This is a genomic window from Pseudomonas sp. Mn2068 (assembly GCF_049319725.1).
In the GTDB taxonomy this organism is placed as follows: domain Bacteria; phylum Pseudomonadota; class Gammaproteobacteria; order Pseudomonadales; family Pseudomonadaceae; genus Aquipseudomonas; species Aquipseudomonas gingeri.
Genome location: NZ_JBMOUG010000001.1, coordinates 1,038,062 through 1,058,895, shown reverse-complemented (window position 1 = coordinate 1,058,895; position 20,834 = coordinate 1,038,062). Strand labels below are relative to the sequence as shown.

Below are 20,834 nucleotides of genomic sequence, written 5' to 3'. Positions count from 1 at the left end.
CATCACCGTCCCGCCATTGATGCGTTGCGCCTGCCGCCTATGATTGCCGTGACGCCTGTCGGCTGATTGCCGTGATCCGACAGCCTCGCGTACTTTCATTTCTGCGAGCGCCACCATGACTCCAACAAGAACCCTCTACGACAAGCACATCGATTCCCATACGGTGTGTCGCCTCGACGATCAGGGGCATGTCCTGCTGTACATCGACCGCCAGGTCATCAACGAATACACCAGTCCGCAAGCCTTCAGCGGCCTGCGTGAAGCCGGGCGCGGTGTCTGGCGCGCGGAAACCGCGCTGGCGGTGGTCGATCATGTGAATCCCACCGCGCCCAAGCGCGTTGCCGCCATGCCCGATGCCGGCGGCGCCCGCCAGGTGTCGTACCTGGCCGAGAACTGTGCCGACTTCGGTATCGAGTTGTTCGATGTGCTCGACAAGCGCCAGGGCATCGAGCATGTGATCGCCCCGGAGCAGGGCTTCATCCTGCCGGGCATGGTGGTCGCCGCCGGCGACAGCCATACCACGACCTATGGTGCTCTCGGGGCCTTCGGGTTCGGTATCGGCACGTCGGAAATCGAGCATCTGCTGGCGTCCCAGACGCTGGTGTACAAGCGCCTGAAAACCCTGCGGGTCACCGTCGATGGCGAGCTGGCACCGGGGCTGACGTCCAAGGACGTGATCATGGCGCTGATCGGCAAGATCGGCGCCTCCGGGGCCACTGGCTATGCCATCGAGTTCTGCGGTTCGACCATCGATGCCCTGAGCGTCGAGGCCCGCATGACCATCTGCAACATGGCCGTGGAGGCGGGCGCGCGCGGAGCCTTCATGGCACCGGACGAGAAAGTCTTCGCCTACCTCAAGGACAAGCCACGGGCGCCCAAGGGTGAGCTGTGGGAGCAGGCAGTGGCCCGCTGGCGTGAACTGAAGAGTGATGTCGGTGCCCGGTTCGACCGTGAAGTGCACCTTGATGCCGGGATACTCGAACCCATGGTCACCTGGGGCACCAGTCCGGACCAGGCCTCGCCCATCGGCGCGAACGTGCCGGACCCGGAAGCCATCAGCGACCTGATCCTGCGCCAGGATATGCGCCGCGCCCTCAACTACATGGGGCTGGAAGCCGGCATGCCGCTGAGCGAGATCGTCATCAGCCACGCCTTTATCGGCTCCTGCACCAACGCCCGTATCGAGGATCTGCGTGACGCGGCTCGTGTAGTGCGCGGCCAGCAGGTGGCCAGGCATGTGCGGGCGATGATCGTGCCGGGTTCCACCCAGGTGCGCGACCAGGCCGAAGCCGAAGGGCTGGCGGCGGTGTTCATCGAGGCCGGCTTCGAATGGCGGCAGTCGGGGTGCTCGATGTGCCTGGCGATGAACGACGATGTCCTGGAGCCCGGCGATCGCTGTGCCTCCAGTACCAACCGCAATTTCGAAGGCCGCCAGGGCGCGGGTGCCCGTACGCACCTGATGAGCCCGGCGATGGTGGCGGCGGCGGCGATTGCCGGACACCTGACCGATATCCGTACCCTGGAGCGACACCCATGACCCTGCAGCCATTTTCCCAGGTCACCGGCAAGGCGGCGCCGATGCTGGCGGCCAATATCGACACCGATGTGATCATGCCCAAGCAGTTTCTCAAGGGGATTGACCGCAACGGCCTGGACCGTGGGTTGTTCTTCGACCTGCGCTTCCTGCCCTCGGGCGAACCCGATCCCGGCTTCGTGCTCAACCAGCCCGCCTGGAAAGGCGCGAGCTTCATGGTGGTAGGGCCGAACTTCGGCTGCGGTTCCAGCCGTGAACATGCGGTGTGGGGCTTGAAGCAGATGGGGATCCGCGCCTTGATCGGTAGCAGTTTCGCCGGGATCTTCTACGACAACTGCCAGCGCAATGGTGTGCTGCTGATCACCCTCGACGAGGCCACGGCACAGCGCCTGGGGCAGGTGGTGAGCCAGCCGCAAGGCGCCGAGATCGCCATTGACCTGGAGAGCCAGCAGATTCGCTTGCAGGACGGTAGCGTGATCGGGTTCCAGATCGATACCCTGCGCAAGACCGCGCTGATGCTCGGGCTGGATGCGATCGGCAGTACCTTGCAACGACGCGACGAGATCAAGGCGTTCGAGCGGGCGCACCTGGAGGCCAATCCCTGGCTGAGCTGAATACTGCTTGTGGCGGTAGATGAAGCGTCTGTCTGCCTGGGGCTTGTGGCGTTTGTTCCGACGTCTTCGCGGGCAAGCCCGCTCCTACAGTACCGCGTCGATCGCAGATTCTGCGCATGGCACGATCTTGCAGGAGCCGGGCTTGCCCGCGAACAGGCTACCTATTCGCAGTCAGGTGTTGTTGCAACCCTTGGCGATGGAGTCCTCGTTGGAGGTATAGGGGCGCGACGGTTCCAGGTTCCACTGTGGTTTGTTACGGGCAATGTTGAAGTGGCAGACCAGTTGCCGGCGCATGCTGCCGACCGTGCTGTCACGGTTGTCCGGATTGTTCTTCCAGTTCGCGTCGAGGTAATGGTCCGACGCCAGTTCATTGAAGAAGTTGTTGGTCTGGTTGTCCTGGATCTTGCGTCCGCAATCGGTCGGGGTGATCTCCAGGGTCATGACTTTCTTGCCGAATCCCGGATCATCGCGCTCCACCCACACCGCGCTCTGCACATAGCGGTCGCAGCCGTTGCGTTCGGTAGTGGGGTAGATGACCTGTTTCTTGCTGTCGTAGACGAAGCTCGCATCCTGCTGCGGCGTCTGCGGCAATCTCATGTTGATCATCGGCAGGTAGCGCTGGGTTGCCTGGTACCACTGGATCTGGTTCAGGCGCGCGCCTTCCAGGCCGCTGTCCTCGACGTAGAACAGGGCCAGGATCGACGGCGAGAGGGGTGGCTTCTCTTCCCATTTGGCCAGGCGCAGTTCGTTCTGGGTACCGAAGGATTCGGCGGCGATCTGCCCCATGGCGCGGATGCTCTGGTAGAACGCCGGGCCGGCGGCGCTGTTGCGTTCGTCCCTGACGTCGAAGGAGCACTGGCGCGAATGGTCACCGCCGTTCTGCCGATAGTTGGCGCCCCATTGTTCGGCGGTGGTCACGCCGATCTCGTTGCAGAATTTCTCCACGCTACCGGGAGTGCGTCGCGAGTCGGTGCAGCCGGCCTGCTGGCGATCGTCGGTGGCGGCGTCGATGGGGAACGAGCAGAGCACGGCGTAATCCTGGTGGTCCTTGGGATTGCCGAAGATGGTATCGAAGATAAAGCCGCTAGTGAGTCCATAGGCCAGTTTGCGGAATTTCGAGTCCTTGCGCAGGTACGAGGCCGAGACCCCGCCGCTGGCCTGGCTCTTCGGACTGATGCTGTAGAACTGGTAGTCGGTGGACGGCCAGGTTGCCCGGAACAGTACGCCGGAGCAGAGGAAGGCCGGCTTGGACGGACCGCCGCAATCCTGGCGGGTGTCGTTGTAGAGCTGGTTGAGGCGGGCGACGGTGTCGCTGCCCTGGTCGGCGTGGGCGCCGGAATAAAAAGACAGGCCAAGGACAGCCGCCATGCAGGCGATGGGCGCTCTGGTGCTTTTCATCATGCTACTTCCCTGTGGTGTGAAAACGTTGGCCGGTGTCGGCCTGCCTCTCTGGCAATGGCTTGAGAATAGAAGGGAGCACGAAGCGCGGGGGACTTTTTGAAAGAGTTGTGATCGTTCCCACGCTCCGCGTGGGCATGCAACTCCTGACGCTCTGCTTCATACAGCGCGGACGCAGAGCGTCCAACAGGGCGTTCCCGCGCGGAGCATGGGAACGATCCTGATTCGTGTGGCGGGCCTCAGATCGACAACTGGCGGAAATGCTCCTGCAAAAACTCCACGCACACCCTCAGTTTCCCCGAGTAAGCCAGTCGTGTCGGATACACCGCCCAGACATTCGCGCTCTGGGTATAGTCGTGCAGCACCTGCACCAGCCGACCCTGTTCCAGCAGCGGCTTGACGTCCCACAACGAGCGCAGCAGGATGCCGCGGCCGTCCAGGGCCCACTGCAGGACGATTTCGCCGCTGTTGGACGACAGCGGGCCGCTGACCCGCACGCTGTCCTGGCTGTCATTGCTCTGCCGGTCATTGCGCTCCAGGTTCCAGATGCCGAAGGCGTTGTCGCGTTCCTTGAGCACCAGGCAGTCGTGTTGTTCGAGGTCCGCCAGTTGCAGCGGCGTACCACGCCGTTCCAGGTAGGCGGGTGCGGCACAGAGCACCCGGCGATTGCTCACCAGGCGCCGACCGATGTGCTGGCCGGGAATGTCGTCGCCGACGCGGATCTCCAGGTCGAACCCTTCGCTGACGATGTCGACCACGCGGTCGAACAGGTCCAGGCGGATCTCCAGGTCCGGATAGCGCTCGGCCAGCAAGGACAGCGCCGGGGCCACGTGATTGCGGCCGAAACCGAAGCTGCTGCACAGGTGCAGGCGGCCGCTGGGGCTGTCATGGGCTTCGGACAGTTCGTCGTTGAGTTGCTGGAAGTCCTCCAGGATGCGCACGGCCCAGCGTTGCACCCGCTCGCCGTCCTCGGTCAGGGCGATGCGCCGGCTGGTGCGGTGCAGCAGGCGGGTGGCGAGGGTGGTCTCGAGAATCTGGATACGCTTGCTGACGTAGGCGGGCGACAAGCCCAGTTCATCGGCGGCCGCGGCAAAGCCGGCCTTGCGGATGACGGTCAGGAATACACGAAGGTCTTCGGGCAGGGGCACGGTATCTTTCTTTTGGCTCATGGGCGAAGCAACGAACACTGGCGGCAGGAGCCGCCAGAATAGCACTGGCTGGGCGCAACGGAGGATGTCGCGCCATCGCGATCGGTGGCGCGGCAGACATTCCGTAGTTGCCAGGCCTGCCGGCGACGACAGCCTGGCAAGCGATGCCGGGTTTGCGGGCCTCATCGCCGGCAAGCCGGCTCCTGCAGGGTCAAGGGGTTACCTTGGCATCGGCTTCGGCCTGGGCGGCCAGGGCCTTGCGCCCGCGCTTGAGGGCAATCGGCGCCATCTTGCTGCGATCCAGTTCGCCTTCCCAGGCTGCCACCACCAACGTTGCCACGGCGTTGCCGATGATGTTGGTCAGGGAACGGCACTCGGCCATGAAGCGGTCCACGCCCAGGATGAGCACCATGGCGGCGACGGGCACGGTCGGCACCACCGCCAGGCTGGCGGCGAGGGCGACAAAGCCGGCACCGACCACCGCGCCGGCCCCCTTGGAGGTCAGCATGGTCACCGCCAGCAGGGTCAGTTGCTGCTCCAGCGTCAGGTCGATGTTGGTCGCCTGGGCCAGGAACAGCACCGCCAGGGTCATGTAGATATTGGTGCCGTCGAGGTTGAAGGTGTAGCCGGTGGGCACCACGATGCCCACCACCCCCTTGGAGCAGCCCAGGCTTTCCAGTTTCTGGATCAATTGCGGCAGGGCCGATTCCGAGGAACTGGTGCCGAGCACGATCAGCAGTTCCGACTTGATGTAGCCCAGCAGGCGGAAAATGCTGAAACCGGCGTAGCGGGCGATGCTGCCCAGGACGCAGGTGATGAAGATGAACGCGGTCAGGTAGAAGGTGCCGACCAGCTTCATCAGCGGCAGCAGCGAACCGAGGCCGTATTTGCCGATGGTGAAGGCAATCGCGCCGAAGGCACCGATCGGGGCCACGCGGGCGATCATGCCGACGATCCGGAAGAACACCTCGCTGGCCTGGTGGATCACGGCCACCAGTGGGCGACCCTTCTCACCGACCATCACCAGCGCCAGGCCGAACAGGATCGAGACGAACAGCACCGGCAGGATCTCGCCCTGGGTGAAGGCGTCGAAGAAGGTGGTGGGGATCACATGCAGCAGGAAGCCGATCACCCCTTCGCCGTGCTGGGCCTGGCCGACAAAGTTGGCGATGGCCGAGGTGTCGAGGGTCTTCACGTCGACGTTGAAGCCCGAACCCGGGTGCAGCGCGTGGGCCGCCAGCAAGCCGATCGCCAGGGCCAGGGTGGAGACGATTTCGAAGTACAGCAGGGCCTTGCCGCCGACCCGCCCGACCTGTTTCACGTCGTGCATATTGGTGATGCCGGAGACCACGGTGCAGAAGATGATCGGACCGATGATCATCTTGATCAGCTTGATGAAACCATCGCCCAGGGGCTTGAGGTCGATACCGGTCTGTGGCCAGTGATTGCCGATCAGCACCCCCAGGACAATGGCGATGATGACCTGCACATACAGGGTTCCCAGCAGTTTTCTGATTGTCATTTTTATTATCTCGAGAGAGTTTCAGGCAAGCCGATCCCGCCGTGGGCCATTGCGGCGGCCCACGGGGAAGGGGTATTTCACGTCAGTGGTTCAGGTCGCTCGGGCCCGGCGGTTCAGCGCAGGAACGGCAGGACCTCGTCGAGCAGCACCCGCGGGATTTCCTCGGCCAGGTAATGGCCACCCGGCAGGGCCTTGCCGCGCACGTCGGTGGCGACCTGCTGCCACTCGTGCAGCGGGTTGAAGCAACGGCCGACGGTTCCTTCGGCGCCCCAGAGCGCCAGCAGCGGCATGTTCAGTTTGCGCCCGGCCTCGAGGTCGGCACGATCGTGCTCCAGGTCGATGCCGGCGCTGGCGCGATAATCCTCGCAGATACCCCGGGCGCTGCCGGGCAGGCTGATGCAGCGGATGTATTCGTTGAAGGCCGCGTCGGTGAACGGCTTGAGCCCGGCACTGCGGCTGCCCATGACACTGCGCAGGTATTGTTCCGGGTTGGCTTCGATCAGGCTTTCCGGCAACGGCGCCGGGCGGATCAGGAAAAACCAGTGCCAGTAGGCGCGGGCGAAGGCTTCGTCGGTCTGGGCGTACATCGACAACGTCGGCGCGATATCCAGCAACACCATGCGCTGCACCGCCTGTGAATGGTCGAGGGCCAGGCGGTGGGCGACCCGGGCGCCACGGTCGTGGGCCAGGACCGAGAACTGGCTGAAGCCCAGGGCCTGCATCAGTTCGACGCCGTCGCGGCCCATCTCGCGCTTGGAATAGTTGAGGTGCTGCTCGTCGGCGGGCGGGCGGCTGCTGTCGCCGTAGCCACGCAGGTCGGCGGCGACCACGGTGAAGTGCCTGGCCAGCTCGTCGGCGACCTTGTGCCAGATGACGTGCGTCTGCGGGTGGCCGTGCAGCAGTAACAGGCCTGGCCCGCTGCCGCCGATGCGGTAGGCAATGTCCACACCGTTGACGTGGCGCTGGTCTTTCTGGAATCCGGCGAACATGGAGTGACTCCTTATGATTGTTGCCGACATCCTAAAACTCACAGCGCCAGGGGCAAGGCGCAAAACGTGGTGCGCCTGTTCATGAAGTGTGTTGTGGGCGTGGCGGGTGTGGCGCGTGGCTTCAGCCTTTCATTTGCCGGAACAGATCCGCCGCCCGCGTTTCGATCTCGGCCTGCGTCAGGTCTTCCTTGTGGGTGGCCAGGAACCAGACATGGCCGAAAGGATCTTTCAGGGTACAGCTGCGATCCCCATAGAACTGATCCTGGACTTCCCGGATAACCTTGGCTCCGGCCGCGGTGGCGGTTTCAAACTGCTTGTCGACATCGGCGACATACAGGTGAATCCCGACCGACGTATGGGCTTCGGGGCTGACGAAAGGACCTTCGTCGCACGGCGTACCGAGCATCAGCGGAGAATCGCCGATCCGCAGTTCGGCATGGCCGATGCTGCCGTCAGGCATTTCCAGGCGCATGATTTCGCTGGCGCCGAAGGCCTTCTTGTAGAACTCGATGGCTTCGGCCGCCTGTTTGACACCCAGGTACGGCGTGATGCTGTGGAAGCCTTGCGGTATCGCTTTGACGCTCATCGTGATGCTCCTTTTCAGTGGCAGTGACCGTGCGGTGTTGCCGTCCATTTGACTATAGGTCATGGCCGGCAGGGCCCGGATCGGCCTGACGAGTGTGCTGCCAGCGGCTGTCAGCAAGGTGCCAGGGCACTAGAAGTCGAGGTCCGCCTGTTTGTTGTAGAGGGCCAGCAGGACGTCGTAGCGGTGGGTCACGTTCCAGAAGTCGTCACTCAGTACCCGCGGTTCGGCGTGATTGCGCCAGTCCGCCGCCAGTTGCTCCAGGGCGGACTGGTAGTGTTGCGCAGGCTGCTCCAGCAAGGCCCACAGATCGTGAACCGGACCTCGGCGGCGATTGGCGGGGAGGCTGTCGCGATAGGTCTCGCCTGCCTGTCGGGCCTGGCGCAGGGCTTCGCTGGCGGCGCCGAGCAACGGCAGGTCCAGTTGCCGACTGGCCGCGGCCTCGTCCAGGCGGTTGACGGTCTGGCGGGCCTGGATCATGTAGTTCAGCAGGTACCAGTGCTGGTCGCGGCCCAGTCGCTGCTCCAACTGCTCCAGCTGCCTGGGGCGCAAGTCGAGGTCGAGGGCTTCGAGTTCGGGGCGCAGTGTATTCGAGGCCGCCAGAAACGCTTCGATCTTGCCGTCGTAATACTTGTCGTGAAACTTCATCGCCAACAGGGCGCTGGCCGGGGAGTAGCGTTGCAGTGCCTGGTGACGCATGAGCACGTCATTGAATGCCGAGGTATAACGATTCACCACCGGCTCCATCTGCCGCGTACCCGGGAACATGCTGGCCTTGAAGACGATGCCCGGCTTGCAGAAGTCGCGCCGTATGGCGTCGGCATCCTGACGTTGCAGGTAGGGGAAGTCGTCATGGGCGTCGCTGGCGGCAGCGGTGCTGGTCGTGGCTGCGCGGTCGAGCCGCCAGGGCACATCGGCCACGTTGATGCACCTGATCAAGGGCCGCAGGGCGCTGGCCTCGGCGATTTCCTCGCTGCTGTGGCGGTCGAGCCAGAGGCCGAAGCGGCTTTGCTGCTGTTCGGTGCCGACAGCCACATAGATCAGGCAGATCAGCACCACGCCGAAGGTGAGAAACCAGCGCTTATCCATCAGTGGGCCTCCTTGCCGTACCACTGTTCCCGGGTTGCCGGCGGCCGGCAGTCTTCGACGCTGGCCGGCATTCGGCTGCACAGGCGTTCGGGCCAGGGTTGCAGGCCCTGGTTGCGACCGGCGACGGTCAGGCCGTGAGCGACATACAGGGCCAGGGTGGCCAGTGAAACGATCAGGATCAGGCCCCAGGCCAGCCACCAGGAAGTCGGATGGGCCGATGTTTTCTTCGGCTTGGTACGGTTTTTCGCCGGGCGGTCGACCCAGGCCATTGCCAGCATCGCGCCGCCGTAGGCCAGCAGCGGGACGATGCCGAGCCAGGCACCGATGACCCCGGCCAGCAGCCAGCAGGGCAGCAGCTCACGCAATACCAGCGGTGGCGGCCGGCGCGGGCTGAGCCGGGCCGACAGGCGTTGGCTCAGGCGCTGGTCGAGCGTCCAGAGGGTGTCGGCCATGCCGGGCCAGAACCACAGCAGGACGCCATGCAGCCCGCAGAGCAACAAGGACCAGAGGGCAATGGCGGTGGCGGTTTCGTTCAGCCCGTTACCCGGCAGCAGGTGGTGCTGCACCGCCGCCACGCTACAGGCCAGCATCACCGCGGCGAAGCCGAGCCAGCCGGTGTCATGGGATTCCCATTCGCGCCAGAAAAAGGCGTCGCCGTCGGGCAGCAGGCTTTGCAGCCGCGTGTGGCTTATCAGTATCGCCCGGGCCAGTTGATGGCAGGCCTGCCAGTCTTCCTTCTGGAAACGGCGGGAGAAGCTGCGGCGCTGGGCCAGGGTCATGTCGGCGAACAACAGGTGCGCGACCCGGTTGTCGGGGGTGTCCGGCGGCAGGTCGAGGCGATGCCGCTGGTTGGCCAGGAAGGTTTCGCTGCGGCTGCGCTCCAGCAGGTGTGTCCAGTAGGGCTCCGGGCAATTCGGCGTGAGGCTGTTGCTGTTCCAGTGATTGAGCTTGCAGATGGAGTTGAACAGCTTGGCTGACCAGAACGGGCTTTCCAGCAGCAACTTCGCCAGCAGTTCATTGAGGCGCTCGCGGCGCTCCAGGCCCTTGAGCCAGCCGAGCTGTTCCAGGTTGTAGTATTCGCGCCAGAAACCTTCGACATCCCCACGCCCGAGCAAGCCCGCCAGGGTCTCTTCCAGGGCCTTGAACAGCCGCTGATAGAGTTCGAGCAACGCATGTGGCGACAAGTCGTTGCGCTGCCAGGGGCTCAGCCATTCGAAATGCTCCAGCCCCCAATGGGCCAGGGCCCAGAAGTCCTGCCCGGGTTCGAGGCAGCGCAGCAGCAGTTGCTCTTCGAACTCGCGCTGGCAGTAATAGACGCTCGCCCGGGCCCAGCGCTCGTCGAGCAAGGCCGGGGTGAGGCCTTCGAGCAATTCGCCGGCCATCCGTTGCGCGGCCGTGGGGCCAGCGGGAGCGGGAGACAGGCCGGTTTCGGTGGCATGCACCACCGGCTCTACGACAGGCCCCGGTTGCCATGGCGGCGCGGTCCAGTCCAGGGCCTGCTCGTAGGCTTCGCGCAGCCGCTGGAAACCCTCCGGGTCGTCGTCCGGGCGGGTCTGTTTGAGCAGGATCGCGTATTGGCGCTTGATGCTGCGGGTATCGGCATCCGCCGACAATCCGAGAATTTCCCAGCAACTCATCGGCCGGTCCCCGGCCGCACCGCCGGCGCAGGAGCATTGCCGCTGTTCAACGCTGTTACCACGACCATACCCGATAAAACTCCCTGAAAAGACGACTGCGCGCAGGCGACGGATCATAACAATGCCGAAGCTATCGGCGCCGCCACGGATTTTATGAAGGGATCACGCTGGCTTTTTGCTCGGCGCTGCCTAAGATGGCCGTCACAAGGATCAGCACAAGGCTTGAGTGACGGCCAATGTCGGCAAAAGACACCATCTCCATCCATCTGGTGCGCGAGGCGCTGTTGCAGAGCTGCGCCCCGGGAGCGGCCACCGAAGAGGTCCTCGACAAGGTCGGAATTGCCCCGCACTTGCTGGAACAGCCCGATGCCCGTGTGCCGGCCAGCGACTATGCCCGGCTGTGGCGCTTGCTGGCGCGACGCAACGATGACGAGTTCTTCGGCATGGACCCGCGCAAGCTGCGTTCCGGCAGCTTCGCCTACCTGTGTCGGGCCGGCATGGCCCAGCCCACGCTGTCCGCTGGACTGGAGGCGGTGCTGGGCTTTCTGTCGCTGATGTTCGAGCGCCTGCCGGCCCAGCGGGTCACCCAGCAGAGCCTGGCGGAAATCGTCCTGCTCGAGCCCGAGGGCGAGGCGCGCCGGCCGTTCACCTACTTCGCCTACTGGATGATCGTCCATGGCGTTGCCTGCTGGCTGGCTGGGCGACGCATTCCGATCCTGGCCATCGAATTGCGCTGTGCCGAACCGGACTATTGCGAGGACTATCGGGTGATGTTTTCCGAGAACCTGCGCTTTGCCCGGCCACGGACGCGGATGATCTTCGCCGCCGATTGCCTGGACCTGCCGATCAAGCGCAGTCCCCAGGAGTTGCAGCGCTTTCTCGGCCAGGCACCGGCCAATATCCTGGTCAAGTACCGCGACGCCCAAAGCCTGGCGAGCCGGATCAAGCACGACTTGCGGCAGTTGCCCGCCGAGCAGTGGCCGGAAACCGAGGGCCTGGCGCTGCAGTTGTGCATGTCGGCCTCGACCCTGCGGCGCCGGCTGGCGGAGGAGGGGCAGACGTACCAGGGCCTCAAGGACAGCGTGCGCAAGGAGTTGGCGATCGTCTGGCTGGCCGAGCCGTCCATCAGCTTCGCCGAAATCGCCACGCGGCTGGGCTTCGCCGATGCCAGCTCGTTCTACAAGGCCTTCCGCAAATGGTCCGGGTCCAATCCGGGGCACTACCGCAGCCTGATCCTCAACGACGCGCAATAACCCGCCTTTCGATCCAGTGATCGTTCCAGCAGCGTCATTGGCCAAACCAGTCAAGCAGGTTGAAGGCTTTGACCATTGTCCCAAGTCCCTGACGGGGCGACTATTTCCAGGATTTTTCTACGGTTCCTCTTCCTTCTAATAACAAGATAAGACCGAGAGATTCCTGTTATGCGCGACTACCTGACCGCCACCGAGAACTTCAATTATCAGCAAACGGCCGATGCGGCCTTGAAAGGGACTTTGACGGCGCTCAATGCCAGCGTCGAATGCTGTGACCGGCATGCCTTGCCGGGACGGATCGCGTTGTTCTGGGAGGGCCGCGACGGCAGCAGCGCGACCTATACCTTTACGGACCTGCAGGACAGGGCCGGGCGTTTCGCCAACTTCCTGCTGGCCCAGGGCGTGCGCCGTGGCGACAAGGTTGCCGGCCTGTTGCCGCGCAATGTCGAGTTGCTGGTGACCCTGTTCGCCACCTGGCGCATCGGCGCCGTCTATCAGCCGCTGTTCACCGCGTTCGGTCCCAAGGCCATCGAGCACCGCCTGGGCAGTTCCGGCGCCCGGGTGGTGGTCACCGACGCGGCCAACCGCGCCAAACTCAGCGAAGTCGGCGATTGCCCGACCATCGTCACCGTTGCCGGCCCGCGCGGGCAGGGCATCGTACGCGGTGACTTCAGCTTCTGGGCCGAACTGGACAACTATCCGGCCCATTGCGAACCGGTGATGCTGGACAGTGAGGATCCGTTCCTGCTGATGTTCACCTCGGGCACCACCGGCCCGGCCAAGCCCCTGGAAGTGCCGCTCAAGGCGATCATCGCCTTCCAGAACTACACCCGCGATGCGGTCGACCTGCGTGCGGAGGATGCGTTCTGGAATGTCGCCGATCCGGGCTGGGCCTATGGACTCTATTTCGGTATCACCGGGCCGCTGGGACTGGGTCATCCGATCACCTTCTACGACGGTCCGTTCACCGTGGAAAGCACCTGCCGGGTGATCGAGAAATACGGCATCACCAACCTCACCGGGTCGCCCACCGCCTACCGTCTGCTGATCGCGGCGGGAGAGGCCTTCTCCGGCAGGGTCAGGGGCCGGCTGCGGGCCGTCAGCAGTGCCGGCGAGCCGTTGAACCCGGAAGTGATCCGCTGGTTCGCGGAACACCTCGACGTGACCATCCTCGACCACTACGGCCAGACCGAGGTGGGCATGGTGCTGTGCAACCACCACGGCCTGCGGCACCCGGTGCATGTCGGTTCGGCGGGCTTTGCCTCGCCCGGCCATCGCATCGTGGTGCTGGATGACGATTATCAGGAACTGGGTGTCGGCCAGCCGGGGATTCTCGCCCTGGATCGCTCCCAGTCGCCGATGTGCTGGTTCAACGGCTACAAGGGTTTCGAAACCAGGGCCTTTGTCGGCCGCTATTACCTCAGCGGCGACACGGTCGAACTGAATGCCGATGGCAGTATCAGCTTTGTCGGTCGCAGTGACGACGTGATTACCACCTCGGGCTACCGGGTCGGGCCGTTCGATGTGGAAAGCGCGCTGGTCGAGCACCCGGCGGTGGTCGAAGCGGCGGTGGTGGGCAAGCCCGACCCCGAGCGTACCGAACTGGTGAAGGCTTTCGTGGTGCTCGGTGCACAGTACCGCGCCGACCCGCAACTTGCCGAAGAGCTGCGCCAGCATGTGCGCAAGCGCCTGGCGGCACATGCCTATCCACGGGAAATCGAATTCGTCGAGGAACTGCCGAAGACGCCGAGCGGCAAGTTGCAACGCTTCATCCTGCGTAATCAGGAAATCGCCAAGGCCCAGGCCGCGACCTGAAGACGGGAACCTGGTGGGGGCCGGCTTGCCGGCGATGGCGGCCTTACAGGCGGTGTCGGTCCTATGGGCCTCATCGCTGGCAAGCCAGCTCCCACAAGGTCGGGTACGACACAGGTTGGGTGGGAACGCCGCTGGGGGCAACATCAGAATCACTTGCGGTTTTAACGAAGGACATTTGTGATGCATATTCAAGACAAGGTTTTCCTGGTCAGCGGCGGGGCTTCCGGTCTCGGTGCGGCCACCGCCGAAATGCTGGTGGCCGCCGGTGCCAGGGTCATGCTGGTGGACCTCAATGCCGAGGCCGTCGCGGCCCAGGCACAAAAGCTCGGGGCCCGGGCCCACAGCGTGGTCGCGGATATCACCCAGGAAGCCCAGGCCCAGGTCGCGGTACAGGCGGCGGTCACGGCTTTCGGTGGCCTGCACGGTCTGGTCAACTGCGCCGGTATCGTTCGTGGCGAGAAGATCCTCGGCAGGAACGGCCCGCACCTGCTGGAGAGTTTCAGTCAGGTGATCAACGTCAACCTGATCGGCAGTTTCAACCTGCTGCGCCTGGCCGCCGCGGCCATGGCCGAAACCGAGGCCGACGCGGACGGCGAGCGCGGGGTGATCATCAACACGGCCTCGGCTGCCGCCTATGACGGCCAGATCGGCCAGGCTGCCTATGCCGCGTCCAAGGGCGCGATCGTCAGCCTGACCCTGCCGGCCGCCCGCGAGCTGGCCCGCTTCGGCATCCGCGTGATGACCATTGCGCCAGGCATCTTCGAAACCCCGATGATGGCCGGCATGACCCCGGAAGTCCGTGCCTCCCTGGCAGCCGGCGTGCCGTTCCCGCCACGCCTGGGCAAGCCGTCCGAGTACGCGGCGCTGGTCCGGCACATCATTGAAAACAGCATGCTCAATGGCGAGGTGATCCGTCTCGACGGTGCCTTGCGCATGGCTGCGAAATAGGAGAATCGCACATGAACACTCAAGACCCGATTGTTATCGTCAGCGCCGTGCGCACCCCCATGGGTGGCTTCCAGGGCGACCTGAAGAGTCTCAGCGCGCCGCAACTGGGGGCTGCCGCCATTCGCGCGGCTGTCGAGCGTGCCGGCGTGGCCGCCGACGCCGTCGAGGAAGTGCTGTTCGGCTGCGTGCTCTCGGCCGGCCTCGGCCAGGCACCGGCCCGTCAGGCGGCATTGGGCGCCGGACTGGACAAGTCGACCCGCTGTACCACCCTCAACAAGATGTGCGGTTCCGGCATGGAGGCGACCATCCTCGCCCACGACATGCTGCTGGCCGGCAGTGCCGAAGTGGTGGTGGCCGGCGGCATGGAAAGCATGTCCAACGCTCCGTATCTGCTGGACCGCGCCCGCAGCGGCTACCGCATGGGCCACGGCCAGGTGCTCGACCACATGTTCCTCGACGGCCTGGAGGACGCCTACGACAAGGGCCGCCTGATGGGCACCTTTGCCGAGGACTGCGCCGAGACCAACGGCTTCAGCCGCGAGGCCCAGGACGCCTTTGCCGTGGCGTCCCTGACCCGCGCGCAGCAGGCCATCAGCGAAGGCCATTTCAAGGATGAAATCGTCCCGTTGCAGGTCACGGTCGGCAAGGAGCAGCGGCTGATCAGCGATGACGAACAGCCGCCGAAGGCCAGGCTGGACAAGATCGCCACGCTGAAACCGGCATTCCGCGCGGGCGGTACGGTCACGGCGGCGAACTCCAGTTCGATCTCCGATGGCGCCGCGGCGCTGGTGTTGATGCGCCGTTCCGAAGCCGAGAAACGCGGTCTCAAACCGCTGGCGGTGATCCATGGGCATGCGGCGTTTGCCGATACCCCGGGTCTGTTCCCGGTGGCACCGGTGGGGGCGATCGACAAGCTGCTGAAAAAGACCGGCTGGTCCCTGGATCAGGTCGACCGCTTTGAAATCAACGAGGCCTTCGCCGTGGTCACCCTGGTGACCATGGGCAAGCTGGAAATCCCCCATGACAAGGTCAACGTCCATGGCGGTGCCTGCGCCCTGGGCCATCCGATCGGTGCGTCCGGCGCCCGGATCCTGGTGACCCTGCTCTCGGCCCTGCGCCAGCAAGGCCTCAAGCACGGGATCGCGGCCATCTGCATCGGCGGCGGCGAAGCCACGGCCATGGCCGTCGAGTGTCTGTACTAGGAGGCCTCATGTTACCGAGCGAAGAGCAACAACAGATCAGCGACGCGGCACGGGCCTTTGCCCAGGAACGGCTGAAACCGTTCGCCGCCGAATGGGACCGCGAACACCGTTTTCCCCGGGAGGCCATCGGCGAGATGGCCGGGCTGGGCTTTTTCGGCATGCTGGTGCCGGAAGCCTGGGGTGGCTGCGACACCGGTTACCTGGCCTATGCCATGGCCCTGGAGGAAATCGCCGCCGGCGACGGCGCCTGCTCGACCATCATGAGCGTACACAACTCGGTGGGTTGCGTGCCGATCCTCAACTTTGGCAGCGAGGAGCAGAAAGCCCGGTTCCTGCCACCCCTGGCCAGTGGTGCGATGCTCGGGGCCTTTGCCCTGACCGAACCCCAGGCCGGCTCCGATGCCAGCGGCCTGAAGACCCGTGCGCGGCTGGAGGGCGATCACTACGTGCTCAACGGCTGCAAGCAATTCATCACCTCCGGGCAGAACGCCGGAGTGGTGATCGTCTTCGCGGTGACCGACCCTAGTGCCGGCAAGCGCGGCATCAGCGCCTTTATCGTGCCCACCGACTCGCCGGGCTACAAGGTCGCGCGGGTCGAGGACAAGCTCGGCCAGCACGCCTCGGACACCTGCCAGATCCTCTTCGAGGACGTGAAGGTGCCGCTGGCCAATCGCTTGGGCGAGGAGGACGAGGGTTATCGCATCGCCCTGGCGAACCTGGAAGGCGGGCGTGTCGGCATTGCCGCGCAGGCGGTGGGCATGGCCCGGGCGGCGTTCGAGGCGGCGCGTGATTATGCCCGTGAGCGGCAAAGCTTCGGCAAGGCCCTGGTTGAGCATCAGGCCGTAGCCTTCCGCCTGGCGGACATGGCGACCCAGATCGCCGTGGCACGCCAGATGGTGCACTACGCCGCCGCCCTGCGCGACAGTGGCAAGCCGGCCCTGGTGGAGGCTTCGATGGCCAAGCTGTTCGCTTCGGAAATGGCCGAGAAGGTCTGCTCCTCGGCATTGCAAACCCTCGGCGGTTATGGCTATTTGAACGATTTCCCGCTGGAGCGGATCTACCGTGACGTGCGGGTCTGCCAGATCTACGAAGGCACCAGTGACATTCAGCGCATGGTCATTTCGCGCAACCTGTGATCAAGGACTCTATCGATGAGCTATGAAACCATTCTGCTGGACATCAAGGGCCGTGTCGGCCTGATTACCCTGAACCGCCCGCAGGCGCTCAATGCCCTGAACGCGCAGATCGTCAGCGAACTGAACCACGCGCTGGACGCCCTGGAAGCCGACCCGCAGATCGGCTGCGTTGTCCTGACCGGCTCGAAGAAGGCCTTTGCCGCCGGCGCCGATATCAAGGAAATGGCCGAGCTGACCTACCCGAAGATCTACCTCGATGACCTGTTCAGCGACAGCGACCGGGTGGCTAATCGACGCAAGCCGATCATCGCCGCGGTGGCGGGCTTTGCCCTGGGTGGCGGCTGCGAGCTGGCGTTGATGTGCGACTTTATCCTGGCCGCTGACAATGCCAAGTTCGGCCAGCCGGAAATCAACCTGGGCGTGCTGCCGGGCATGGGCGGTACCCAGCGCCTGACCCGTGCGGTGGGCAAGGCCAAGGCCATGGAAATGTGCCTGACCGGGCGCTTCATCGATGCGGTGGAAGCCGAACGGTGCGGCATCGTCGCGCGGATCGTGCCGGTCGACGAGTTGCTGGACGAGGCGTTGAAAGTCGCCAGCCTGATCGCCGGCAAGTCGATCCCCATCAGCATGATGGTCAAGGAAAGCGTCAACCGCGCTTTCGAGGTCAGCCTGTCGGAGGGGGTGCGCTTCGAGCGCCGGGTGTTCCATGCGGCATTTGCCACCGAGGATCAGAAAGAAGGGATGGCTGCCTTTATCGCCAAGCGCGAGGCGCAGTTCAAGGACCAGTAGGTCCGCCAGGTCCCGCGTTGGCCGCTAGGCCACCCTTGCCAGCAAGCGGAACACAGCGCCCGGCCACACACTGACCGGGCCAACCGCAAATAGGTGGCCAACCAAAAAACCTGTGGGAGTGGGCTTGCCCACGAAGGGGCCCCTGAGGCTTGCAGCGCTCTTGCTGCCGTCTTCGCGGGCAAGCCCGCTCCCACACCGGCCCGGTCAACCGCAAATAGGTGATCAACCAAAAAACCTGTGGGAACCGGCTTGCCGGCGATGTTTTCTGGCGTTACACCAGATAGTGCCTGAGTTCCCGGGCGATCAGCATCCGCTGGATCTCGCTCGACCCTTCGTAGATCTGCGTGATCCGCGCATCGCGGTAGTAGCGCTCCACCGGATAATCCTCCAGGTACCCGTAGCCGCCATGGATCTGCATCGCTGACGAGCAGACCTTCTCGGCCATTTCCGAAGCGAACAGCTTGGCTTGCGAAGCCTCCGACAGGCACGGCTGGCCCGCGCTGCGCAGGCGCGCCGCGTGCAGGATCAGCAGGCGCGAGGCGTTGATCCGGGTATGCATGTCGGCCAGCATATTGGCGATGCTCTGGTGCTCGATGATCGGCTTGCCGAACTGCACGCGGTCCCGGGCGTAGGCCAGCGCGGCCTCGAAGGCGGCGCGAGCGATGCCCAGGGCCTGGGCGGCGATGCCGATGCGGCCGCCTTCCAGGTTCGACAGGGCAATCGCCAGGCCCTTGCCACGCTCACCCAGCAGGTTGGCTTCGGGCACGCTGCACTGGTTCAGCGTGACGGCGCAGGTGTCCGAGGCACGGATGCCCATCTTGTGTTCGGTGCGGTCGACGATAAAGCCGGGGGTGTCGGTGGGGACGAGGAAGGCGGAAATGCCTTTCTTGCCCAGTTCCGGGTCGGTCACGGCAAAGACGATCGCCAACCTGGCCCGTTTGCCATTGCTGACAAACTGCTTGGCGCCGTTGATCACCCACTGGCCGTCCTTGAGTTCGGCACGGGTGCGCAGGTTGTGGGCTTCTGAGCCGGCCTGGGGTTCGGTAAGGCAGAAGCAGCCGATGGCCCGGCCGGTGGCCAGCTCTTCCAGCCAGGTTTCCTTCTGGGCCTGGCTGCCGTAGTTGAGGATCGGTCCGCAGCCGACCGAGTTGTGGATGCTCATCAGCGCGCCGGTGGCGCCGTCACCGGCGGCGATTTCTTCCACGGCCAGGGCGTAGGCCACATAGTCGACATAGGTGCCGCCCCATTCCTCGGGCACCACCATGCCCAGCAGGCCCAGTTCGCCCATCTTGTTGACGAGGGCGTCGTCGATCCAGCCGGCCTTTTCCCAGGCCTGGGCATGCGGCGCGATCTCGCCACGGGCGAAGTCCCGGGCCATGTCGCGGATCATCACTTGTTCTTCGCTCAGTTCGATATCGTGCATGGTTCAGTTCCTGCCCGTGTCGAGGCCGTGGAAAAAGCGGGCGACCTGCTCGGGCCGCAGTGCCTGCAGGATCGGTGGGTTCCACCGGGGCTTCTTGTCCTTGTCGATCAGCAGGGCGCGCACGCCTTCCATCAGGTCCCCGTGCTCGAACCACTGGCGGTCCAGGTGCAGTTCCAGGGCGAAGCATTCCTCCAGGCTCAGGTGCCGGCCACGACGGAGCATCTCCAGGGTCACACCCATGGCCAGCGGTGAACGGGTCTCCAGCAGGTCGGCGGTTTCCCGGGCCCACTCATGGCTGTCGGCGACGGTCACTTCCCGCAACTGCTCGACCATGCTGGGCACGTCGGGCAGGGCGAAGAAGTGGTCGATGGCCGGGCGCAGCTTGTCCAACGGGGCATCGGGCAAAGTCTGCACGCCGAGCCTGGCCAGCAGGCCCTGCAGGTCCTTGAGGGGCGTGTCGTGCCACTCCAGCTGGTCGAGGCGCTGGTCCAGTTCGTTGAGTTTGTCGCTGCTCAGATACCAGTCGGCGAGGCCGCAATACAGCGCATCGGCGGCACGGATCTGGCTGCCGCTGACTCCCAGGTAGAGACCGATTTCGCCGGGAATGCGCGGCAGGAAATAGCTGCCGCCGACATCCGGGAAATACCCGATGCCGACTTCCGGCATGGCCAGCCGGCTGCGCTCGGTGACTACCCGCAGGTCGGCGCCCTGTACCAGGCCCATGCCGCCGCCGAGGACAAAACCGTCCATCAGCGCCAGCACCGGCTTGCGGTAGTGGTGGATGCTCAGGTCGAGGGCGTATTCCTCGACGAAGAAATCTTCGTGCAGGCGCCCGCCACTCTGGTAGCTGTCATGGAGCGAGCGGATATCGCCGCCGGCGCAGAATGCACGGTCGCCGGCTCCGCGCAGGGTGACGGCGTGGACATGCGGATCCTCGGCCCAGGCATCGAGCTGGCGTTGCAGCAGGCGGATCATGTCCAGGGTCAGGGCGTTGAGGCCGGCGGGGCGGTTGAGGGTCAGGTGGCCGATATGATTGCGCACGTCGGCCAGGACGTCGGCCGAGGTGTTGTCGAAATCCGTGGCAGCGGAGGATGAAACCCGAGCAGTCATTACTAACTCCCTGCTTTTATTGTCTTTTTGAGTGCGTTCGGCGGACGAACGATGGTCGATCGTAACAGTGCAAATTTGCCCGATACAACCGGGATAAGTGCAGGTCTTGTCTGCATTTATGCCTGTTCGAGTGAGGCCATGGATAGTCTGGACCAACATGCCGCGGTTGCAACCCGTATCTGAACCAGGCGGGGTGGAAATCAGATTCGTATTGCGCGGACTCAATGCTAAAGTCGCTTCTTTTTTTCGGAGCAGGGAACGGTCATGCGGATGTTAATCGGGGCGTTGGCGACAGTAGCGTTGGCGGGGTGCATGAGTCCCGGCATGAATCAGACCCGCACCACCGGGCCGACCAAGACCTTTACCTCGGCCAAGGCCGACAATGTCGTCGCCCAGTGCATCCAGTTCTCCTGGCAGGACGAGGCAGTCTTCGACGTGGATGCCGCGGCCTACCTGCAACCGGGCTACAAGGGCGGTTCGACCGTCTATACCCGCGGTTCGGAATATTTCGTCGATGTCCGCCGCGACGCCGAAGGCACGGTGGTCGACTACTACGCCACCACCAGCAAGCCGATCGGTGCCCGGCGACTGGCGGCCGTCGCGACCTGCCTGTGATGGCCTGATCCGACCGGCAGCCCGCTTCG

18 protein-coding genes are annotated in these 20,834 nt (G+C 64.4%); 9 read left to right on the top strand and 9 right to left on the bottom strand.

The genetic code is table 11. The annotated features are described in order from the left end of the window. The first annotated feature begins 115 nt into the window (after positions 1-115). Together leuC and leuD are read left to right on the top strand one after the other, a co-directional pair. The gene (leuC, locus tag ACL9RJ_RS04605; RefSeq protein ID WP_422764931.1) at positions 116-1,537 is read left to right on the top strand and encodes a 3-isopropylmalate dehydratase large subunit; all 1,422 of its coding nucleotides are present in this window, start codon (positions 116-118) and stop codon (positions 1,535-1,537) included. Continuing rightward, positions 1,534-2,148, top strand: coding sequence for a 3-isopropylmalate dehydratase small subunit (gene leuD, locus ACL9RJ_RS04600; protein ID WP_017129737.1), 615 nt, complete (start codon positions 1,534-1,536; stop codon positions 2,146-2,148). Before leuC ends, leuD begins: the two co-directional genes overlap by 4 nt. Positions 2,149-2,319: 171 nt before the next feature. Here the strand turns inward: leuD and ACL9RJ_RS04595 are convergent, their stop codons facing one another. From ACL9RJ_RS04595 to ACL9RJ_RS04565, 7 genes are all read right to left on the bottom strand, one after another. Next, complete coding sequence (locus tag ACL9RJ_RS04595; RefSeq protein WP_017129736.1) at positions 2,320-3,516, bottom strand: DUF2599 domain-containing protein; 1,197 nt, start codon at positions 3,514-3,516, stop codon at positions 2,320-2,322. 269 nt (positions 3,517-3,785) lie between these two features. Continuing rightward, on the bottom strand, positions 3,786-4,715 hold the full coding sequence (locus tag ACL9RJ_RS04590; RefSeq protein ID WP_017129734.1) for a LysR substrate-binding domain-containing protein: 930 nt from the start codon (positions 4,713-4,715) through the stop codon (positions 3,786-3,788). Positions 4,716-4,905: 190 nt separating this feature from the next. After that, positions 4,906-6,216, bottom strand: coding sequence for a C4-dicarboxylate transporter DctA (dctA, locus tag ACL9RJ_RS04585; RefSeq protein ID WP_017129733.1), 1,311 nt, complete (start codon positions 6,214-6,216; stop codon positions 4,906-4,908). Positions 6,217-6,329: 113 nt separating this feature from the next. Beyond that, the gene (locus ACL9RJ_RS04580; RefSeq protein WP_017129732.1) at positions 6,330-7,205 is read right to left on the bottom strand and encodes an alpha/beta fold hydrolase; all 876 of its coding nucleotides are present in this window, start codon (positions 7,203-7,205) and stop codon (positions 6,330-6,332) included. A gap of 121 nt (positions 7,206-7,326) precedes the next feature. Continuing rightward, positions 7,327-7,791 carry a VOC family protein gene (locus ACL9RJ_RS04575; protein ID WP_017129731.1) on the bottom strand — a complete coding sequence of 155 codons (465 nt, stop codon included), beginning with the start codon at positions 7,789-7,791 and terminating at the stop codon, positions 7,327-7,329. 129 nt (positions 7,792-7,920) lie between these two features. Further along, positions 7,921-8,877 carry a DUF3829 domain-containing protein gene (locus ACL9RJ_RS04570; protein ID WP_017129730.1) on the bottom strand — a complete coding sequence of 319 codons (957 nt, stop codon included), beginning with the start codon at positions 8,875-8,877 and terminating at the stop codon, positions 7,921-7,923. Then, on the bottom strand, positions 8,877-10,514 hold the full coding sequence (locus tag ACL9RJ_RS04565; RefSeq protein ID WP_422764930.1) for a J domain-containing protein: 1,638 nt from the start codon (positions 10,512-10,514) through the stop codon (positions 8,877-8,879). Before ACL9RJ_RS04565 ends, ACL9RJ_RS04570 begins: the two co-directional genes overlap by 1 nt. 236 nt (positions 10,515-10,750) lie before the next feature. Between ACL9RJ_RS04565 and ACL9RJ_RS04560 the strand changes: the two genes are divergently transcribed. The 6 genes from ACL9RJ_RS04560 to ACL9RJ_RS04535 all read left to right on the top strand — a co-directional run bounded on the left by ACL9RJ_RS04560 (position 10,751) and on the right by ACL9RJ_RS04535 (position 17,657). Continuing rightward, entirely contained in the window at positions 10,751-11,767 is a 1,017-nt protein-coding gene (locus ACL9RJ_RS04560) for an AraC family transcriptional regulator (protein WP_422764929.1), read from the top strand. A 168-nt stretch (positions 11,768-11,935) separates the two neighbouring features. Beyond that, entirely contained in the window at positions 11,936-13,582 is a 1,647-nt protein-coding gene (locus ACL9RJ_RS04555; protein WP_017129727.1) for an AMP-binding protein, read from the top strand. Positions 13,583-13,762: 180 nt separating this feature from the next. Further along, positions 13,763-14,530 (top strand): SDR family NAD(P)-dependent oxidoreductase, encoded by a 768-nt coding sequence (locus ACL9RJ_RS04550; protein ID WP_103032982.1) that lies wholly within the window; start codon positions 13,763-13,765, stop codon positions 14,528-14,530. Between the two features lie 11 nt (positions 14,531-14,541). Then, positions 14,542-15,732, top strand: a complete 1,191-nt coding sequence (locus ACL9RJ_RS04545; protein ID WP_422764928.1) for an acetyl-CoA C-acyltransferase — start codon at positions 14,542-14,544, stop codon at positions 15,730-15,732. A gap of 8 nt (positions 15,733-15,740) precedes the next feature. Next, on the top strand, positions 15,741-16,868 hold the full coding sequence (locus ACL9RJ_RS04540; RefSeq protein ID WP_178991502.1) for an acyl-CoA dehydrogenase: 1,128 nt from the start codon (positions 15,741-15,743) through the stop codon (positions 16,866-16,868). A gap of 15 nt (positions 16,869-16,883) precedes the next feature. Beyond that, positions 16,884-17,657, top strand: coding sequence for an enoyl-CoA hydratase (locus ACL9RJ_RS04535; protein WP_017129723.1), 774 nt, complete (start codon positions 16,884-16,886; stop codon positions 17,655-17,657). Positions 17,658-17,928: 271 nt separating this feature from the next. Here the strand turns inward: ACL9RJ_RS04535 and ACL9RJ_RS04530 are convergent, their stop codons facing one another. Together ACL9RJ_RS04530 and ACL9RJ_RS04525 are read right to left on the bottom strand one after the other, a co-directional pair. Next, positions 17,929-19,080: an acyl-CoA dehydrogenase family protein gene (locus tag ACL9RJ_RS04530; RefSeq protein ID WP_177082100.1), complete on the bottom strand. Its 1,152-nt coding sequence runs from the start codon at positions 19,078-19,080 to the stop codon at positions 17,929-17,931. Between the two features lie 3 nt (positions 19,081-19,083). Further along, positions 19,084-20,190, bottom strand: a complete 1,107-nt coding sequence (locus ACL9RJ_RS04525) for an enoyl-CoA hydratase/isomerase family protein (RefSeq protein WP_177082101.1) — start codon at positions 20,188-20,190, stop codon at positions 19,084-19,086. A gap of 264 nt (positions 20,191-20,454) precedes the next feature. On the opposite strand from ACL9RJ_RS04525, the gene ACL9RJ_RS04520 reads away from it, so the two are divergent. Continuing rightward, the gene (locus tag ACL9RJ_RS04520; RefSeq protein ID WP_177082102.1) at positions 20,455-20,805 is read left to right on the top strand and encodes a hypothetical protein; all 351 of its coding nucleotides are present in this window, start codon (positions 20,455-20,457) and stop codon (positions 20,803-20,805) included. The last annotated feature ends 29 nt before the right edge of the window (positions 20,806-20,834 follow it).

Excerpts from the sequence above, each read along its gene's own strand:
- dctA (WP_017129733.1), bottom strand. The coding sequence starts at position 6,216 with ATGACAATCAGAAAACTGCTGGGAACCCTGTATGTGCAGGTCATCATC.
- ACL9RJ_RS04565 (WP_422764930.1), bottom strand. The coding sequence starts at position 10,514 with ATGAGTTGCTGGGAAATTCTCGGATTGTCGGCGGATGCCGATACCCGC.
- ACL9RJ_RS04545 (WP_422764928.1), top strand. The coding sequence starts at position 14,542 with ATGAACACTCAAGACCCGATTGTTATCGTCAGCGCCGTGCGCACCCCC.
- leuC (WP_422764931.1), top strand. The coding sequence starts at position 116 with ATGACTCCAACAAGAACCCTCTACGACAAGCACATCGATTCCCATACG.
- ACL9RJ_RS04595 (WP_017129736.1), bottom strand. The coding sequence starts at position 3,516 with ATGGCGGCTGTCCTTGGCCTGTCTTTTTATTCCGGCGCCCACGCCGAC.
- ACL9RJ_RS04570 (WP_017129730.1), bottom strand. The coding sequence starts at position 8,877 with ATGGATAAGCGCTGGTTTCTCACCTTCGGCGTGGTGCTGATCTGCCTG.
- ACL9RJ_RS04535 (WP_017129723.1), top strand. The coding sequence starts at position 16,884 with ATGAGCTATGAAACCATTCTGCTGGACATCAAGGGCCGTGTCGGCCTG.
- leuD (WP_017129737.1), top strand. The coding sequence starts at position 1,534 with ATGACCCTGCAGCCATTTTCCCAGGTCACCGGCAAGGCGGCGCCGATG.
- ACL9RJ_RS04560 (WP_422764929.1), top strand. The coding sequence starts at position 10,751 with ATGTCGGCAAAAGACACCATCTCCATCCATCTGGTGCGCGAGGCGCTG.
- ACL9RJ_RS04525 (WP_177082101.1), bottom strand. The coding sequence starts at position 20,190 with ATGACTGCTCGGGTTTCATCCTCCGCTGCCACGGATTTCGACAACACC.
- ACL9RJ_RS04540 (WP_178991502.1), top strand. The coding sequence starts at position 15,741 with ATGTTACCGAGCGAAGAGCAACAACAGATCAGCGACGCGGCACGGGCC.
- ACL9RJ_RS04550 (WP_103032982.1), top strand. The coding sequence starts at position 13,763 with ATGCATATTCAAGACAAGGTTTTCCTGGTCAGCGGCGGGGCTTCCGGT.
- ACL9RJ_RS04590 (WP_017129734.1), bottom strand. The coding sequence starts at position 4,715 with ATGAGCCAAAAGAAAGATACCGTGCCCCTGCCCGAAGACCTTCGTGTA.
- ACL9RJ_RS04555 (WP_017129727.1), top strand. The coding sequence starts at position 11,936 with ATGCGCGACTACCTGACCGCCACCGAGAACTTCAATTATCAGCAAACG.
- ACL9RJ_RS04520 (WP_177082102.1), top strand. The coding sequence starts at position 20,455 with ATGCGGATGTTAATCGGGGCGTTGGCGACAGTAGCGTTGGCGGGGTGC.
- ACL9RJ_RS04575 (WP_017129731.1), bottom strand. The coding sequence starts at position 7,791 with ATGAGCGTCAAAGCGATACCGCAAGGCTTCCACAGCATCACGCCGTAC.
- ACL9RJ_RS04580 (WP_017129732.1), bottom strand. The coding sequence starts at position 7,205 with ATGTTCGCCGGATTCCAGAAAGACCAGCGCCACGTCAACGGTGTGGAC.
- ACL9RJ_RS04530 (WP_177082100.1), bottom strand. The coding sequence starts at position 19,080 with ATGCACGATATCGAACTGAGCGAAGAACAAGTGATGATCCGCGACATG.